The organism is Methanohalobium sp. (genome assembly GCF_018609725.1).
In the GTDB taxonomy this organism is placed as follows: Archaea; Halobacteriota; Methanosarcinia; order Methanosarcinales; family Methanosarcinaceae; genus Methanohalobium.
This window is the reverse complement of record NZ_JAHENT010000105.1, coordinates 1-17,285: the sequence shown is the minus strand read 5'-3', so window position 1 is coordinate 17,285 and position 17,285 is coordinate 1. Positions and strand designations below refer to the sequence as shown.

General features: G+C 36.2%; 17 protein-coding genes and 2 tRNA genes. 10 read left to right on the top strand and 9 right to left on the bottom strand.

All coding sequences use genetic code 11. The features are described 5' to 3' along the window. The coding region (locus tag QZ276_RS07010) for an RRXRR domain-containing protein (protein WP_292486574.1) at positions 1-521 on the bottom strand (521 nt) is incomplete at its 3' end. Positions 522-533: 12 nt separating this feature from the next. Further along, positions 534-1,319, bottom strand: coding sequence for a magnesium and cobalt transport protein CorA (locus tag QZ276_RS07005; RefSeq protein ID WP_292486573.1), 786 nt, complete (start codon positions 1,317-1,319; stop codon positions 534-536). 195 nt (positions 1,320-1,514) lie between these two features. Between QZ276_RS07005 and QZ276_RS07000 the strand changes: the two genes are divergently transcribed. Together QZ276_RS07000 and QZ276_RS06995 are read left to right on the top strand one after the other, a co-directional pair. Then, on the top strand, positions 1,515-2,081 hold the full coding sequence (locus tag QZ276_RS07000; RefSeq protein ID WP_342765712.1) for a universal stress protein: 567 nt from the start codon (positions 1,515-1,517) through the stop codon (positions 2,079-2,081). A 64-nt stretch (positions 2,082-2,145) separates the two neighbouring features. Continuing rightward, positions 2,146-2,562, top strand: coding sequence for a universal stress protein (locus tag QZ276_RS06995; protein WP_292486571.1), 417 nt, complete (start codon positions 2,146-2,148; stop codon positions 2,560-2,562). Between the two features lie 25 nt (positions 2,563-2,587). On the opposite strand, the gene QZ276_RS06990 is transcribed toward QZ276_RS06995, so the two are convergent. The 4 genes from QZ276_RS06990 to QZ276_RS06975 all read right to left on the bottom strand — a co-directional run bounded on the left by QZ276_RS06990 (position 2,588) and on the right by QZ276_RS06975 (position 4,805). Beyond that, entirely contained in the window at positions 2,588-2,902 is a 315-nt protein-coding gene (locus tag QZ276_RS06990) for a hypothetical protein (protein WP_292486569.1), read from the bottom strand. Beyond that, entirely contained in the window at positions 2,820-4,052 is a 1,233-nt protein-coding gene (locus QZ276_RS06985; protein WP_292486576.1) for a 3-isopropylmalate dehydratase large subunit, read from the bottom strand. The genes QZ276_RS06990 and QZ276_RS06985 overlap by 83 nt, the downstream gene beginning before the upstream one ends. Positions 4,053-4,170: 118 nt before the next feature. Next, positions 4,171-4,545 carry a transcriptional regulator gene (locus tag QZ276_RS06980; protein ID WP_292486567.1) on the bottom strand — a complete coding sequence of 125 codons (375 nt, stop codon included), beginning with the start codon at positions 4,543-4,545 and terminating at the stop codon, positions 4,171-4,173. A 186-nt stretch (positions 4,546-4,731) separates the two neighbouring features. Then, a tRNA-Ile gene (locus tag QZ276_RS06975) sits at positions 4,732-4,805 on the bottom strand. 169 nt (positions 4,806-4,974) lie between these two features. Here QZ276_RS06975 and QZ276_RS06970 point away from each other — a divergent pair. From QZ276_RS06970 to QZ276_RS06955, 4 genes are all read left to right on the top strand, one after another. Next, a tRNA-Ala gene (locus tag QZ276_RS06970) sits at positions 4,975-5,079 on the top strand. Positions 5,080-5,185: 106 nt separating this feature from the next. Then, positions 5,186-5,818 (top strand): peptidylprolyl isomerase, encoded by a 633-nt coding sequence (locus QZ276_RS06965; RefSeq protein ID WP_292486565.1) that lies wholly within the window; start codon positions 5,186-5,188, stop codon positions 5,816-5,818. Between the two features lie 224 nt (positions 5,819-6,042). Further along, on the top strand, positions 6,043-7,212 hold the full coding sequence (locus QZ276_RS06960) for an NDP-sugar synthase (RefSeq protein ID WP_292486563.1): 1,170 nt from the start codon (positions 6,043-6,045) through the stop codon (positions 7,210-7,212). A gap of 29 nt (positions 7,213-7,241) precedes the next feature. Beyond that, positions 7,242-8,270, top strand: coding sequence for a flippase-like domain-containing protein (locus QZ276_RS06955; protein WP_292486561.1), 1,029 nt, complete (start codon positions 7,242-7,244; stop codon positions 8,268-8,270). 4 nt (positions 8,271-8,274) lie between these two features. Here QZ276_RS06955 and QZ276_RS06950 read toward each other — a convergent pair whose 3' ends face one another. After that, positions 8,275-9,957 carry a radical SAM protein gene (locus QZ276_RS06950; protein WP_292486559.1) on the bottom strand — a complete coding sequence of 561 codons (1,683 nt, stop codon included), beginning with the start codon at positions 9,955-9,957 and terminating at the stop codon, positions 8,275-8,277. 677 nt (positions 9,958-10,634) lie between these two features. Between QZ276_RS06950 and QZ276_RS06945 the strand changes: the two genes are divergently transcribed. Then, positions 10,635-11,012 carry a hypothetical protein gene (locus QZ276_RS06945; protein ID WP_292486558.1) on the top strand — a complete coding sequence of 126 codons (378 nt, stop codon included), beginning with the start codon at positions 10,635-10,637 and terminating at the stop codon, positions 11,010-11,012. Positions 11,013-11,058: 46 nt separating this feature from the next. Here QZ276_RS06945 and QZ276_RS06940 read toward each other — a convergent pair whose 3' ends face one another. Continuing rightward, on the bottom strand, positions 11,059-11,181 hold the full coding sequence (locus QZ276_RS06940) for a hypothetical protein (protein WP_292486556.1): 123 nt from the start codon (positions 11,179-11,181) through the stop codon (positions 11,059-11,061). Between the two features lie 702 nt (positions 11,182-11,883). Between QZ276_RS06940 and ilvD the strand changes: the two genes are divergently transcribed. From ilvD to QZ276_RS06925, 3 genes are read left to right on the top strand one after another with little or no spacing between them, the layout of a single operon-like run. After that, positions 11,884-13,545, top strand: coding sequence for a dihydroxy-acid dehydratase (gene ilvD, locus QZ276_RS06935; protein WP_292486555.1), 1,662 nt, complete (start codon positions 11,884-11,886; stop codon positions 13,543-13,545). Between the two features lie 22 nt (positions 13,546-13,567). Then, on the top strand, positions 13,568-14,029 hold the full coding sequence (locus QZ276_RS06930) for a (Fe-S)-binding protein (protein ID WP_292486553.1): 462 nt from the start codon (positions 13,568-13,570) through the stop codon (positions 14,027-14,029). 12 nt (positions 14,030-14,041) lie between these two features. Then, on the top strand, positions 14,042-15,799 hold the full coding sequence (locus QZ276_RS06925) for an aldehyde ferredoxin oxidoreductase family protein (RefSeq protein WP_292486551.1): 1,758 nt from the start codon (positions 14,042-14,044) through the stop codon (positions 15,797-15,799). Between the two features lie 171 nt (positions 15,800-15,970). Here the strand turns inward: QZ276_RS06925 and mtrH are convergent, their stop codons facing one another. Beyond that, positions 15,971-16,909 (bottom strand): tetrahydromethanopterin S-methyltransferase subunit H, encoded by a 939-nt coding sequence (mtrH, locus tag QZ276_RS06920; protein WP_292486549.1) that lies wholly within the window; start codon positions 16,907-16,909, stop codon positions 15,971-15,973. Positions 16,910-17,285: the final 376 nt, after the last annotated feature.

Here is a 17,285-nt window from a genome sequence, read left to right as displayed (position 1 = left end):
TGTGATCTTCTTCTGCGTCTGAAACTCCTCCTATCATCAAGTTTCTTTTTAATATCAGTTCTGTGATTAACCTGGGCTAACCAGATTACATCTCTGTTGTTTTTGAGTACAGCTAATCCTGTGTATCTTGAACCGTAATCTATCTTCAGTCTGAAATCATCTTTTATGTCATCAGATTTCAGTTCTTTTAATCTGATTGTAAACGGATATTTCTTATGAATCGTGGCTTTTCTGGCTTTGAGCAGTATTCTTGCTTTAGCCGGATGGCACGGTGTTAACGTTTTCTTGTTCTTGTTTATTACGAATACCATGGATATTACTCCTTTCTCTGCTATTGTGCAGGTTACGCGGCTTGTCAGCCGTTTCCCTTCGACAATGTTATCCCGGTTTGTCGAGCACAGCACACTGTCCCTACCCTCAGGACTGTTTAATGCTATACGATAGAGCAACGGACTAGGGAAGCATCCGAGGGTATCATGGCCGGGATAACGTAGTTCCTTTAAGGAACTAAGTCTGGTCAATCAGGGCTTGCCTCAGAGACAGGCCCACCGCTTTAGCGGTGGGTTATTGACGTGGTCATAAACGTCCTTTAAAAATAATTGAGTGGTTTTGTAGATAAGTCTGGATTCATTTCTATTAAAAGTGTTTATAACTTCTCTTAAAGGCCAGATACTTTTACGCAGAAAAAGAACATCCCGTTTTAAACTATGAATTGTTTGCAGGGTTTCTGGTTCTGGACCAGGGTTTTTGGATAATTCATCTTCTACTGATTCTATTTGCTCACCGATTTCCTCCAGTACTATAAAATAGTTATCTACAACCGTATCTATCAAGGAATACGCAAGGTAATCAGATTTCATTTTCCTGATATGACCTTTGTTAAACCTGATTCTGTCCCTTACAGGGTCAAAAATGTCTCCCTCTTTTTCCTGAAATGAAATAACAAAATTAGAGCCAATTACTATACTAACCTGTTCAATGTTGATTTCATTTTCCTGTTTATTATACGTAAACATCTTTAAAACTGTATAGATATAATTTTCAAAATCTTCCGTTTTTGGACGCTGGCTAATATTTAGGATATCTTCCAGAATCAACGGATGTAAATCAAAATATTCTCCAATTTTTTCTATTATGTCCACTTTGTGCAGACCATCAATATTAATCCATGTTACAGAAGGCTGGTCTTTAAAAGGAAAACAATCCTCTACATTTTTTGTAACTTTTTCCTGCACACTTTTTTCACTATAATCTATTACAGTAATTTTTACATCTTCAGATATTTTTTCACCCTGATAGACAAGACTTCCCGGCGGCAACCCCTCATCATTTGACTTTTTCCTTGAAATATACCTTATTTACTCCCTCTTTTACTCATCCCTGATATTTATTAACCACCCTGAATAATTAATTTTTAAATTTTATTAATCCACACAGACAATGATAACTTGTATATACTATCATAAAAAATAATAACTATACGAATCAATACTTAATTGTGAGGGGACTATATTATGGAAAATAAATCATATGATAAAATCTTAATAGCAACTGATGGTTCAATAAATTCTGAAGGTGCAATTGATTCAGGTCTTGAGATAGCAAGACTGAGTGGGGCGAAAGTATATGCATTATATGTCATGGCACCTACAGGATTTACACTCAGAGGTACACAGGAAACATGGGTAAAAGAGGTATATAATGAATTAAGTAAAGAGGGGAAAGAAGCAACAGAGTATATAAAACAACTTGGAGAAGACTATGGTTTAGAAGTAGAAGCCGTTATGCTGGAAGGAAACCCAAGTGAAATGATTATTGATTTTGCAGATGAAAATGAAATCGATTTAATAGTAATGGGTACTCACGGTAAAACCGGTCTACAAAAATTTTTAATCGGGAGTGTAGCTGAAAAAGTCGTAAGAAACTCCAATAAGGAAGTTCTTGTTGTAAGAGGTCCCAGTCCAAGCCCTGAAGCATTAAAACAGAAAAAAGAAAGAATAAAAGAAATGGTACGCAGTAAACAGGACGTTTATAAACCGAATGTGAGTGAAAAAAGGGATAATTTCCCAAATGTAAGATAAAATATACTATCTTTACAACTATTTTTTATACAAATTCTGCCTAAATTTATAAGGGGATTATTTTATGAGCAATAATAAACATTATACAGATATATTGATTGCTACCGATGGATCAGAATATTCCAAAATGGCGGTAAATTCAGGAATAAAATTCGCCAAATCATCCGGTGCTAAAGTACATGCAATCTATGTTATAAACGCACGATGGGAGAGGGAAATTTATAATTATATTAGAAAAAAAGGAGAACAGGCTACAAATGAGGTTAAGCAGTTAGGTGATGAAAATAATGTAGAAGTTAAAATCCAGCTCCTTGAGGGTGACCCGGCAGAACGAATCATCGATTATGCGGAAAATAACGACATTGACCTGATAGTAATGGGTACACACGGAGAATCAGGAATAAGCAGATTTTTAATGGGGAGTGTCGCACAGAAAGTTGTCAGAAAATCCAGCACAGAAGTGCTTATATCTAAAATATAAAAAATAAAAAATAAAAAAGCTTAGGTTATTCATTGTCCATTTTTTCTTTTGCTCTCTCCAGTATCTGTGTGCATTCATCCATTTTTTGTTCTGCTTCCAGTAATTCATCAGCAACCTTTCCAAACCCTGCCTGACGTATTCTACTCCCCCATTCATTGAAACTCTGACTGTGGTTTTTGTTGTGTTCTATCCAGTGTTCCAGAAGATGTTCCAGTTTATCTTTGTTTATATCTTCAGTTATGTTTATTCCCCCTCTATTAAATATCTCTTGGGTCTGTAATTTTTCCGGTAAGAGCTGATGCAGCTGCAGTTGCAGGTGATGTAAGATATATATCCCCACCTTTTCCCATTCGTCCTTTAAAGTTCCTGTTTGCGGTTGAGACGCACACCTCATCTTCACTTATGACACCCATATGTCCACCAAGGCATGGTCCACAACCGGGTGTACCAAATGTTGCTCCTGCATCAAGCAGTATTTCAGCCGTACCATTATTAACAGCTTCTATCATGGTGGAACGGGACGCTGGTACAATAATTGTTCTGACACTTACCTTTTTTCCTTTAAGTATTTCAGCAGCAACTTCAAGGTCTTCCAATCTTCCGTTTGTGCATGTTCCTATAAACACCTGATCAACCTTTGTTCCCGATACATCGGTGACATTGGCAACATTATCAACCGAATGCGGTTTGGCTACCTGTGGTTCGAGTTCATCAGCATTTATATGATATTCTTCTGAATAAATCGCATCTTCATCTGAATAAACAGGTTCGTAGTCTTCAACAGCTCTGTTTTTTAAGTATTCAAATGTTTTATTATCGGGGGGTACAATTCCGGTTTTGGCACCCATTTCAATAGCCATATTACAAAGGGTCATACGTCCAGACATTGACAAGTTTTCTATCACACCACCATAAAATTCAACAGCTTTATAGGTAGCACCAGCAGAACCCATTTTACCAATTATATACAAAGTCAGGTCCTTTGCATAGACATGATTTTTAAGAGTCCCATCAACTTTTATTTTGATACTTTCAGGAACTTTAAACCAGAGCTTTCCGGAAGCAAAAATTTCCGCCATATCGGTCGCACCTACACCAGTAGCAAAAGACCCGAATGCACCGTATGTGCAGGTATGAGAATCCGCGCCAACGAGCAACTTACCCGGCATAGCGAATCCATTTTCGGGCAACACTTGATGGCATACACCATCACCGATTTCATAAAAATGTTCTATTTGCTGGTCATGGATCCAGTTTCTAATATCATTTTGAAGTGATGCAGTTGTTTCTGTATTTGCAGGAGCAAGATGATCAAAGGGTATCACTATTCTTTCGGGATTCCATACTTTTTCAACCCCCATGTCCCTGAAAGATTTTACTGCAAGAATGCTTGTACCATCATGTGCCATCGCATAATCCACATCTGCAATGACAAATTCATCAGCTTTTACCTGCTCCCCTGATGCACGGCTGAATATTTTTTCACTTATTGTACCCAATATATAATTCTCCTTATCAAAATGATATAATTAATTGAAAGTGATTAAGATAATGGGATTTAAACATTAAATCCATTGCTATAATTTGACAAATATATTGTCAGTTTATTTAGGAAAGGTTTTTGAGGCGCTCAATATTTTCAAGAATAGATTTGTTCTGAGATAGAATATCGTTTTCTATATTGTTGATTATAGTGTCAAGAGGAACAACAAGTCTGTATAACTTAATAGGACGCCCTTTACCTTCATTTTTCTTTTCTTCCCTTATTTCAACCCATTCATTATCAAGAAGATAGCGCATTGCTATACTTACTTCGGGCTGTCTCAATCCTGTAGCTTTTTCAATACTACGAGAGGTAAGTTCACAACCATCCGATAAACAAGCAAGCGTTAAAGCCACCGGCCTGGTCATGTTTATTTTTCTAAGAATTTCCACCATCTCGTACTTTTTATCGTCCAACATTATTTCATCGCCATCTTCCATTAAATCACCGGTAAGTCAAATCTTTTATAAAAACTCATATAATATTTTTTATTAATAAGTTTTATGGATTTTATTTTATATATAGACAGTAATTCAAATTGGCATAAAAATAAGTATAAGAGAACAATTAAAAAACAATATAAAGTCTTAAAAATAGTACTTAAAAAATTGCAGTACAAAAAGTGATGGGCCCGCTGCGATTCGAACGCAGGACCTCACGGTTATCAGCCGTGCGCTCCACCAGGCTAAGCTACGGGCCCAATTTGTTTATTTTTCAAGACGCGACCACCCCAATATACATGCTTATATTTTAACGTTGCGCTTTGATTCCAAACTGTCAAAATAAAATTATTAATACAAAACATCAGACAGTTAAAATTAGCGATACTTTTATGTAGATAAGATTATATCTTGGATTGCTAAATTAAAGGGCCGGTAGATCAGCATGGAAGATCGCTACCTTGGCAATTGTGTTGCATAAAAGCAATACATCCAGAATGGTAGAGGCCTCGGGTTCGAATCCCGACCGGTCCACTCGTTTTTAAATTTCTCCCTTACTTTAGCTGTTTTGACTAATTTTGCCGGTTATGTATATCAGTTATCATAATATTTATCAATGTGGTAGTCATCGGTTTAATCTATGAGTTTGAAAAAATTAGTTCTGATATTGATAATTGGTAGTGTTGTTCTGTTTAGTGGATGTGCAGGAATGAATGACAACACAGATGGAAACGACACTACAGGTACAGGGGAAAATGTAGTCGAAAATGGAGATATTGTAACATTGGATTATACACTAATGTATGAAAATGGTACAGTTGTTGAAACCTCTGTAGAAGAAGTCGCTGAAGAAAATGATAACATTGAACAATCAAGGGAACCATTGGAATTTGAAGTTGGTTCTCAACAAATGATAGCAGGTATCAATGAAGGCGTTCTTGGCATGAGTGAAGATGAACAAAAAACCTTAACATTGCCTCCAGAGGAAGCTTTTGGACCCTATCGAGAAGATTTGGTACAATCAATGACTATTGAAGAATACCAGAATGCCACAAATTCTAACACAACTCCTGAACAAGGAGAACAAATAATGACACAGATGGGTCCAATAACTGTTAGTGATGTTAATGAAACTCATATAACAATTGATGCCAATTCTCCGTTTGCCGGTAAAACTGTTGTATTTGATATAACAATAAGCTCTATCGAAAAGGGTGGAGGTACGCAAAATAACGGAGAAATGCCAGAAGGTGAAGAGTTGCCAGAACAATGAAAAATAATATTTTTAGATAAAACTAGTTAACGTTTTCTATATAGAGAGAGAAAGGAAGACAATTGTAGTAGTTCTTGCGATGGTTCTTTCTTCTCTTCCTATAGCCTATATTACCTACTTTTTCCAAATAATAATCTTCAGGAATACAACAATTCATCTTCTAATTTTAATATATATTTGAAAATCGTTACATCTATAAATAAAAAGAACAATATCGGTTAAGCATGAAAGCGTGTATAATGTGTGGAGGAAAAGGAACAAGGCTTCATCCTTTAACGTTTGAGCGACCAAAACCAAGCATACCTGTTTTGAACAAACCGCTTTTGACCCATTTAATTGAGCATCTGGCAAAAGAGGGTTTTACAGAGATTGTCGTCACCCTTGGATATATGGGCCACATGATAGAGGAACAGCTTGGAGATGGTCGAATGTTTGGGGTTCATATTGATTATGTATATGAGCAGAAAAAACTGGGTACTGCTGGAAGTATAAAGAACGCTGAACATTTGCTTGGTGATGAACCCTTTATTGTGCTCAGTGGAGACCATGTTCTGAACCTGAACTTGCGGGAGATGTTCAGATTCCATGAAACAAAAGGCGACTCAATGATAACAATAGGATTGCTTTCTATCGACGATCCACGAGAATTTGGTATCGCAGATTTGGATGTCAACAACAAGGTTCACAGATTTCTGGAAAAACCTGATTCTGGAGAGATATTCAGTAACCTCGCAAGTACAGGAATTTATGTATGTGACCCTAAAATTTTTAACTACATACCTGAAGATACCCAGTATGATTTTGCCAAAGATGTATTCCCCAAACTCATGTCATCTGGAGAGGATATAAGCGGATTCCTTGTTTACGGTGAATGGACTGATGTGGGAAATCCTGCTGCCTATAGGGCAGCTCAGCGCTGGATGCTTGCTTCATTAACCGGTACATCAATTATGGGACGCTTTAACACAAAAAATGCACGCATCAGTGGACCATTAAAAATTGATAATAATGTTACTATAGGTTCAAATTCATCTCTTGTGGGACCCATTGTCATAGGTGAAAATACGGAGATAGGTGACAACGTTCTTATTAGCCCCTATACTGTAATTGGTTCAAATTGTGTTATCGGAAACAATGCCAGGATTTTCTCATCCTACATCTTCAATGATGTTAAAATAGGTCAAAACACAAATGCATCAGGTACAGTAATTGACAACAATGTTAGTATCGGTCAAAATACAAGTCTGGAAAACGGTACTGTATTGGGAGCCAAGGTTACTATTGGTAATAAAGCAACAATTCACTCAAATGTTAAAATATGGCCTAAAATAGAAATTAGTGATTCCAAAAATGTAACAGCCAGTTTAACCAATCCGGAATACCACGAAAAATAATCTCATTTTGGTATTCTGGATTGATTAACATGAGTAAATTTAAAAAATGGATGAAAGCTTCACTTTTAATAAGTGGTTTATCTATTATACTTCTTTTTATTGTCACTGTTAATTCTGAAACCATTGAAACCGTTCTCAAGATTAAATATGAATACATTATACTGGCAGTTATAATGCATATGGTCGCATATTTTATGTGGGCTCTTCGTACAAAATCTATGTCTCAGGGTATTGATTACAAAATCAAGTTTTTAAGTTGTGTTAAAATTGTAACAGCCAGTAAATTTGCAGCATCAATTACACCTTCATCAATAGGTGGCGAGCCTTTACGGATTGAATTACTGCACCAGAATGAATTGCCAATCGGACGTGCTTCTGCAATAGTTTTGGGGGAGCGGTTTATGGACGCACTTCTAATCCTTTTTTCTGCCCCAATGGCTCTTTACATATTAAGAGACGGGTTTTCGAATTCCAGTCTAGATATTATTTTTATCATGGGTGAATTTATACTAGTGTCTGTTCTTTTAATAACGTTATATGGTTTATTACGACCTGGAAATCTGAAACGCATTATACATTTTATTGCTATCAAATTAACCAAATTATTGGGTAAAAAAAGAGAAGATCAAATCTACCATGTCCTCAAAAAAATTGATTCAGAACTTTATAATTTCCATGCAAGCCTTAGAATGCTGTTAAGAGAGGGTCGAATTAGTCTGGTTTGCGGTATGTTGTTTACAGTTTTTTACTGGTTATTTTTATTTTCCATATTACCGGTGATTCTTATGGGACTAAACCAGAATCCGCCTGTAATAATAACTTTTGCAGCCCAGATTTTGCTTTTGATTATCACGGCTGTTCCAATAACACCCGGTGCAAGTGGTGTTGCGGAACTGGGAGCTAGTACCCTTTTTTCAATTTTTGTTGTCTCATCTTTAATAGGTGTTACTGTAGTTACATGGCGGGCTTTAACCTATTATATGAACCTTTTAGTAGGTGGATTTGTTAGTATAAAAATAGCAAAGGATACCGAATTGATTAACAGGCTGTTTGGATGACATCTCAGAGGGAAATATAGTTTATTAATTTCTCTCCATACTCTACTCTTTTCATAAAATCATTTTCATCTTTGAAAGGAATATATTTGTAGATTTCAGCTGCCTGATTCTTCCCGATACCCGGTATTTCACTAATTAGTTCCAGTGAAGCTTCATTAATCCTTAGTGGATATGGTATGCCGGTAATTGAGCGGTTTCCATGACCAGTAACCACTATGTCTATAAATTTATTTTCTGGAAGTAATTCCGGAATGCCTACAAGTAACGGATATGAACCCAATTGTCTTCCGAAAGTAAAACCATCTTTATGGACTTCACACAACACATTTTTAAGTATTGTACCTTCTGGAACAAGTTTTCTAAGCATTGGCTTGTCTATATGTTCCCTGACTTTTTCTTTATGATTTAAAAATAGTTTATTATGTTTTTTTGTGATAGTGTCTTTACCATATATAGGAGTTCCAGGGAAAGTAACCACTTGTCTTAGGTTTATTCGTCTTACAAGTAATCCAGAATCAAGTATTTTTATCAGGAAATCGTAGTTATTTTTGAAGGTTTTTTTGGTTTCTCCTTTGAGACCATAAACAAAATTCAAACCCGGTAGAATTTCTGGAAGCCCATTGTATCCACGTTTACCACCTTTTTCATTAATAATTTTAATTGCTTCAAATACTTCTTCTGGTGTTGCTTTAAGATTGTTGGCAGACACTACGTCAGGGTCAGCACTCTCCATGCCGAGAGCACATACATCACCTGGTGTATGATATTTCAAGATAATATCCAGTATTTTGCGGGATTTATCAGGATATCTGGCTATAGTAGCAGGGTTTACATTATCCATATGAAGAACCTGTAAATCAGGGGCTTCATCCCTTATGCCCCTGTAAAGTTTTTCAATGGCTTCTGGGTTGGGTTCAGATATATCACTAGTGTTTTCAATAGATTGATAGGTGAAAAGGTCAGGCTGTCGACCAATTCTGAAATATCTGGCACCTGAATTGTAAAGCTCTGATACTTCAGATATAATATCATCTACAGGTCGGTATTTGGATTCTTTATAAAACGGTTCTGTACAGAATGAACAATGAGTGTATCTTCCACACCCCCGATAAGTCTCCAGTTCACAAATGATATGAGGATGATCAGGATGTTGTTTGTGGATAAAAGCTCCATTTATAGCCCATCTTCCAATTTCTTCCACCGTTCTTTGCCGGTGGATTATGTTTCCAATTTGTTGGTTATTTTGCAAAAAATCATATACAAATGCTTCAATATCTTCTTTAGCAATATAAACATCTTTGACGTTAATACCAAGTTTTTTAGCGGATTCTCCACCCTGTTTACTAAAACCCAGACGAATAGGACCACCGAGTATTTTGGAACCTGATGTTATTTTAAATACACTCTCAATTTCATTAAGAGTTATCGGTGAAGCTCGAAGATATTTACCGGGTACAGTCATACCTGCAATTATAATAACAGTATCAGCTTGTTTGATGGTTTCTTTCATGGAAGATGATTTGCGTAACTGGTCTATAGTAGTGTAATGAATGTTTTGTTTTTCAATATTACATTCATGTAAAGCTCCTGCTATGTATCTTGGATAAGGTGACAGGTAGGGAGGCACTCCAAAACATGCCGGTTCATCTACATAACCATCAATAATTACAGCTTCAAAGTTATTCATTATGCATTCTACCCTCTGATATTGTATATCTAAAAGTGTATTAAAGCGGTTGAAAATTTTAACGCCTTTATAATATATAACGCAGAAAAATTTACAGCATCATTTATTATATATATTCATAATACATAGTAAGGGATAGATAGCAGAGGTAGAGAATGAGGGAAACTCTACATCTGTTTGAAAGTAGTGGACGAGCGAATTTAATGGTTGAGTGGGGTTCAACCATCGGGAGATGTGGTTAAAGTAGTCAATATAGGCTTATCCGCCCAATCTGTGTTATTCGGGGGAGTTATCACAGTTTGGGTGGCTAATATGAATCTTTCTTGTGATATCCACACTCAGTAGCTTATAATTTTTATATTTTATATAGTTTTCCTGCTTTATCTGTAGTATTATAAATATTTATGTAAAAGGACTAAATATTAATTTTAATTTAGAAATATAATTTCCTCTGTTATTGATTTATAAAGATAAAACTTTAAATTAGCCACACTTGTTTTAGTTAGAGAACAAAAATGGATGAGAATAAATAGGAAAATGATAATAATTCAGATATGACAAATAATGTAGAAAAAATAAGTTACCATTTAGAAGAAATAGAAAAAACATTAGGTCTTAAACCTCGCAGAGATTTGGCCATAGAAAACTGCCTGATGAGATAGCACATCAATGGTTACTTGAATTTAAGAGACAAATACGGAAAACTTGAGATTGTAGAAATCACAGAGAAAGGTTATAACCATTTAAATAATAACGAATTAATAAATGAACCATCCCTTGTACAAGAACTGGATGAAAGAAGAGAAAAATTGGCAAATTATAAACCATTATGGATACGAATCAATGAGCTTTTAGAAGCTGGAATTATACCACAAGAAACCGTGGAAAGTTTAAAATCCTATCAATTGGATCCAATTGATATAGTCAATTTAATGGCTACAACCCCTACTAATATTCATGATGTAACTGAATTAACAGAAAATGATATAGTTGAGACTAATTTAAATAAAAAAGAAATAGACGAAATCTACAGAATTGCTAATCTGGATTCTTGAACAATCTATTTTTGGATGTTATACTATACTTAATTAATTTTTCATGTTAATTCTTCTCGATTTTTATTGAATCTGCCAGTATGTTTTTGGTCGCACGGATTGGTTTTACTACTAACAGAAATACAATAAGGTATATCACCAGCAAACAACCCAATATTGTTTTTATCATTGATACATCACCATTTAACAATAAGTACATCGATAAATATATTTATATATAACATATAGTATTTAACGTTGTATACTTGCGCTCTAATATTTCATCATATTTTAATTCTACCATTGTTTAATACATTATTAACTTTTAATTAATCTCTATTTTGAATTTAACCTAAAATTGGAATACATGAGCGATATTATAAATAACAAGATACATATTAATTTTTTTAAAATAATGCCAAAAATAAGTTAATTTTTTAAAAACTGGAAAAAGTTTGAAATACCGTTTAATGCTTATATATTTATATATAGTTGATAACTCAAAATTTGTTGCTTATATCATATTAGAAAATGATGATGTATCATAATTTAACAAACAAATAATCTGTGCTTAACTATAAACGATAATCTAAAAATTGAGGATTACTTTTTCAAAAGTCTTGGGAACTAATAAACCCATTAGCCAATGAAAAAGGTTTGAAACTGGACTCAAAAATTAATCTGGATAAGGGATATATCTATGCAGACAAAATAAAGTTTAGACAAATTTTTTACTATATACCATCCAATCACCAAATACGTTCAATAAAAACCAATAAGAAAATCAAATACCGTTTTTAATATGAAAATCTATAATACTGTTTAATGTTTAGTTTAAAAATAACCGGATTATCAATTAATATAAAAAACATTCTATAAACGAGTTGATTTAATGAGAAGTAATACTATCAAAAAAGGAATGGAACATGCACCCCATCGTTCGCTTCTTAAAGCTACCGGTGTAACAGATTCCGAGATGGATAAACCGTTTATCGCTGTTGTAAATTCGTGGAATGAAATTGTTCCCGGACACATCAACCTTGACAAACTTGGTGAATCAGTAAAAGCAGGAATTAGAAACGCTGGAGGAGTACCTTTTGAGTTTAACACCATCGGTGTTTGTGACGGTATAGCGATGGGTCATGAAGGTATGAAATATTCCCTCCCAAGCCGTGAAGCTATTGCAGATACTATTGAACTTATGGTACAGGCACACCAGCTTGATGGTATGGTATTAATTGCGGCCTGTGACAAAATCCTTCCAGGTCACCTGATGGCTGCAGGACGTCTCAATATACCTGCAATTGTTGTCACCGGCGGTCCCATGTTACCGGGTTATGTTGGTGACGAATGCTGTGACCTTGTATCTGTTTTTGAAGGGATAGGTTCTTGCCGTAACGACAACATTTCAGAATCCCAGTTGAAAATGATTGAAGACCAGTCTTGCAGTGGAGCTGGTTCATGTGCCGGATTGTTTACTGCAAATACAATGTCCTGTTTAACAGAAGCAATGGGAATGAGCCTTCCTGGTTGTGGAACTGCTCATGCAGCAGATGCAAAGAAAGCACGTATTGCCAAGGATTCTGGTGAACGTATAGTCCAGATGACAAAGGAAAACCTTACACCACGTCAGATTGTAACCGATGAGAATCTTAATAATGCTATAAGGGTAGATATGGCAATAGGAGGAAGTACAAATACTGTACTGCATCTTCCAGCAATAGCCAATGAGTTCGGACTGGAGTTGCCTATTGAAAAATTCGATGAATTGAGCAGGCAAACACCTCATTTGATAAACCTGCGACCCGGTGGATACAATCACATGCTCGATTTTGACAGAGCAGGTGGAGTTCAGGCAATCCTTGAAAGGATAAAAACGATGCTATTCCTTGATGTTAAAACCGTTACTGGAAAAACACTTGGTGAAAACCTTGAGGACTTTGTTGTAATAAATCCGAAAACAAACAAAGATATTATAGCAACAATCGATAATCCTGTCCACCCAGAAGGTGGAATAGCAATCCTTAAAGGTTCTCTTGCACCAGAAGGTTCAGTAATCAAGCAGTCAGCAGTAAATAAAGATATGCTTGTACACAAAGGTCCAGCAAGAGTTTATGATAGTGAAGATGATGCTATGTGTGGTATACTGGGTGGAGATGTTAAATCAGATGATGTTGTTGTCATAAGATATGAAGGCCCCAAAGGAGGACCCGGGATGCGTGAAATGCTGTCTCCAACATCTGCAATTGCAGGTATGGGGCTTGATACAGTTGCACTGGTTACAGATGGACGTTTTTCAGGAGGAACAAGAGGACCATGTATCGGGCATATATCACCAGAAGCCATCGACGGTGGACCTATTGCATATATCCAGAATGGCGATGAAATCGAAATAAACATTCCTGAAAGAATTTTGAATCTTAATATCTCAGAGGATGAGATGAAAAAGAGAAAAGAATCCTTTGAATTATCCGAAAAAGAAGTAGATTCTAAATACCTTACAAAATATAGAAAATCAGTAGGTTCCGCAAGTAAAGGCGGAATCCTTCAATAATTTATTACTTTTAGTAGGATTTATGTACAATATCATGGGGGAAGGTATAATTCCAAAAAGAATTAAAGTCGCCAATCAGGCTAGATGTATTGGATGTTACTCCTGCATGCTGGCATGTGCACGTACCTACTACGACACAGTTTCCCTGAAAAACAGCGCAATTGATATACAGACAAAAGGCGGCATAGAGGAGGGTTTTGTCTCCATAGTCTGTCATGCCTGTATAGATCCCCCTTGTTCCAGAGCATGCCCTACGGGTGCTCTCACTGTGAGAAAAGGTGGTGGTGTAGTACTGCACAAGGATTTGTGTGAAGGGTGCAGTTATTGTGTAGATGCATGCCTTATAGGTGCAATACATATGGATGCATACGGTAAAGCCGTTGTCTGTAAACACTGCGGTGTATGTGCTTCATACTGTCCCCGGGATGTGCTTGAATTAAGAAAAGTTGGAGAAAACGGGGAAGAAATCATGGATATAAATTAATCGAGGGATTTAATGTCTGATACAGTTATAAATAGCACATCCAATGTAGTTTATATAGACCTTACAAATGAAACATCTAAACTTGTACAAAGACCAGATATGTTTGACAGATATATTGGAGGTACAGGTGTAGCAACACAACTACTTGACGAAGGTTTCAGAGAAGACAAAGATGCTCTTGACCCAGAAGCACCTATTGTATTGAGCATCGGACCATTTTCTGGTATATATCCGTGCTGCACAAAAGCAGTGGCAATGTTTCGTTCTCCTCTAAACGGTGAACTGGGTGAATCGTATGCAGGAGGCAGAATTGCTACAGCAATGAGGTTTGCAGGATATGATTCAATAGTTATTACCGGAAAGGCAAAACGTCCCGTTTATCTTTCTTTGCATGATGGCAATATCACTTTCAAAGACGCCACATCTATATGGGGTCTCTCATCAACTGTAGATGTTGGAAAGATACTCAGAGATGCAGAACCCCATCCGGGGAGAAGAAGTATTATCCGCATCGGTCCCGCCGGTGAAAAAGGTGTTAAATACGCCAATGTAAATGTTGATACCTACCGTCATTTCGGTAGACTGGGTCTTGGCGCGGTTTTTGGCTCCAAAAATTTGAAAGCCATAGTATTATCAGGTGATGAAGAACTGCAGATTGCAGACAAAAAAGACTACAATAAACAGTACAAGCAGCTCTACTATAAAGTGGTGAACACTGACCTGATGGAAAAATATCATGATTTGGGAACTACTGTCAATGTAAATGTTTTAAACGAAATCAACGCACTGCCAACCAGAAACTTCCAGCAGACATATTTTGAATGTGCAGAAAACATATCCGGTGAAAATTTAGGAGATAATTATTTAATAAGAAAACTTTCCTGTGCTGGCTGTCCCATTGGATGCATACATATTGCAATGCTGAAAAAGTTGTTTTCAAATTCTCATGATGTAGAAGTTTCTGATATACCATATGATTATGAACTTGTATATGCACTCGGTACAAACCTGGGACTTACAGAACCAGAAGATGTACTTGAATTAATTGATTCATGTGAACGTCAGGGTGTTGACATTATAAGTATGGGTGTTGTTCTTGCATGGGCTACAGAAATGTCGATGAAGGAGAAAATCTCTACCGATGAAACTATGGGTGTAACATTAAAATGGGGAGACCTTAATAATTTCCTTCATGCTGTTGATTTGATAACAAAATCTCCGAATGAATTTTATTCTGCACTTGCAGAAGGTGTCGCTGTTGCATCGGAAAAATATGGCGGCCAGGATTTTGCAATGCAGCTTGGAAGATTGGAAATTCCAGGATATCATACAGGACTGGGTAATGTTGTAGGGCTTACAACAGGAGTACGCCATTCCCATCATGATAATGCAGGATATAGTGCAGACCAGAAGGCGTTTAAGAGTGGTCTATCGGATGAAGAAATTATCGACCAGTTGATAGCCGAAGATGATGTAAGAGGAGTTCTCAATTCACTTGTTATATGTCTGTTTGCACGCAAAGTCTATACTCCTGATGCCATTGTTGATGCACTTAAACCACTTGGCATTGAAAAATCGGAAGAAGAACTTGACAGAATTGGAACTGAGATATTTATGAAAAAATACGAACTTAAACAAAAATTTGGTTTCGACCTTGATAATGTCAAACTTCCGAAACGTTTCTTTGAAACAGTATCCACCAACGGAATAATTGATAAAGAAAGAGTTGAAAACGCTCTGGAAATATACAAAAACAAAAGAGGATTTTAAGAAGGGGGATACAAAACTGGAAGTTACTGGTATCTGTTCTGTTTGTGGTAGACCTGCAAAACTTTATACATGCAGTTTCTGTGGGAGGCAGGTATGTGGAAATTGCCTAACCTCCAGAGGTATCTGTGTTCAGTGTGCACAGGGCAGTAGAAGAAGATATGTAGAATAAACTTATACCAGACGATTTATCGGATGATTGCTGGGCTGTCCCAAATCCGTACCTATACCTGCGGATGCTTCTGATACCATAATATCACCCATTGCTGCTACAGGGAATGTATATGGTGCATTTTCAATTGGACCATAGAGAACAAAATCACCTGTTGACATCTGCTGCATACAGGTAGAACTGATATCACACATTCTATATATAAGAGGGTCTTTTTTCCCTTGTTCTTTGAGCCAGTTCCATGAAGAAGGTGCATTATGTATTCCTGAACCTGTAGGGTAACCCCATTTTGCCTTTACATTTGCTGTCATACGTAAAGCAATACCAGCACCATTACCCATAGGTGTGATACTCGGATCAACCATTATATTGGATATACCACAATCCTCTGCAATTTCCAGCAAACCTCTGTCAATATATCCGCCACCGTTTTCAAGTATTTTCATACGCCCTTCCATTGAAGAATCTATTGCATTAAAACCAAGGATTATAGAACTGAATACATCCGAGCTTTTAAGTGCCTGCTCTTCATCTTTTGAAATACTCATATTAACGGAATTGTAAATGGTCTTGTCTGAAAGTCCGACTTCTGTAACATATTCTAATGCTTTTTTACGCACTTCTGTTTCTGATGAATCGATGATAAACGGTGCATCAGTGATTTCAGATATGAAATCTATATAATTGCATATATTTTCAGGAGTTGTTCCATAGATATGCAACAGGTGAGGGTTTCCAGTCTCATCAGAATTGGTTTCCTGGATATTTACAAGTGTTTCAGCAGCGTTTTTATCAAAAGTCCCTCTGGATTCGTTTTTTATTATTTTATGTCCGCGGTAAAAAATAGTACCTGCAAGTACAGTGGGCAACTCACCGGGCTGTCCCCCGACCTTTACACCTGCGATATTGACAATTTCCTGTTCTTTTCTGAATTTAAACATTTATTAACCTCACATATACAATCCTTAAAAACCAATAACTATGTCTTAATAATGTTTTTTTAAATTTTGCCGGATGAATTAATTCCATGAATATCGTTAATTTTATTATGATAGTCCTTAATCTATTTAAAAATAAGTGTTTTTGTTACGAAAGTGGGGCAACAGGGGTACGTGAAAGCCAGCGGTTTCTAACCGCCTCCTTAAATCAAAACACTCTAAATTAAAAATTTAGAGTTAAACTTAAATCAGAGATTTAAGTTGTTTAAAGGATATCTTTAAACTTCGTTTAAAGAGTGATGAAACAACCCTGTTGGTTATTGATTTTTCACCATCATTTTTTTATTACATCAGTTCATATTTTTCATTTGAGGCGATG

Bases quoted from the DNA above. Each gene is read 5' to 3' on its own strand.
- QZ276_RS07000 (WP_342765712.1), top strand. From the start codon at position 1,515: ATGGAAAATAAATCATATGATAAAATCTTAATAGCAACTGATGGTTCA.
- QZ276_RS06995 (WP_292486571.1), top strand. From the start codon at position 2,146: ATGAGCAATAATAAACATTATACAGATATATTGATTGCTACCGATGGA.
- QZ276_RS06980 (WP_292486567.1), bottom strand. From the start codon at position 4,545: ATGGAAGATGGCGATGAAATAATGTTGGACGATAAAAAGTACGAGATG.
- QZ276_RS06965 (WP_292486565.1), top strand. From the start codon at position 5,186: ATGAGTTTGAAAAAATTAGTTCTGATATTGATAATTGGTAGTGTTGTT.
- QZ276_RS06960 (WP_292486563.1), top strand. From the start codon at position 6,043: ATGAAAGCGTGTATAATGTGTGGAGGAAAAGGAACAAGGCTTCATCCT.
- QZ276_RS06955 (WP_292486561.1), top strand. From the start codon at position 7,242: ATGAGTAAATTTAAAAAATGGATGAAAGCTTCACTTTTAATAAGTGGT.
- QZ276_RS06950 (WP_292486559.1), bottom strand. From the start codon at position 9,957: ATGAATAACTTTGAAGCTGTAATTATTGATGGTTATGTAGATGAACCG.
- QZ276_RS06940 (WP_292486556.1), bottom strand. From the start codon at position 11,181: ATGATAAAAACAATATTGGGTTGTTTGCTGGTGATATACCTTATTGTA.
- ilvD (WP_292486555.1), top strand. From the start codon at position 11,884: ATGAGAAGTAATACTATCAAAAAAGGAATGGAACATGCACCCCATCGT.
- QZ276_RS06930 (WP_292486553.1), top strand. From the start codon at position 13,568: ATGTACAATATCATGGGGGAAGGTATAATTCCAAAAAGAATTAAAGTC.
- QZ276_RS06925 (WP_292486551.1), top strand. From the start codon at position 14,042: ATGTCTGATACAGTTATAAATAGCACATCCAATGTAGTTTATATAGAC.
- mtrH (WP_292486549.1), bottom strand. From the start codon at position 16,909: ATGTTTAAATTCAGAAAAGAACAGGAAATTGTCAATATCGCAGGTGTA.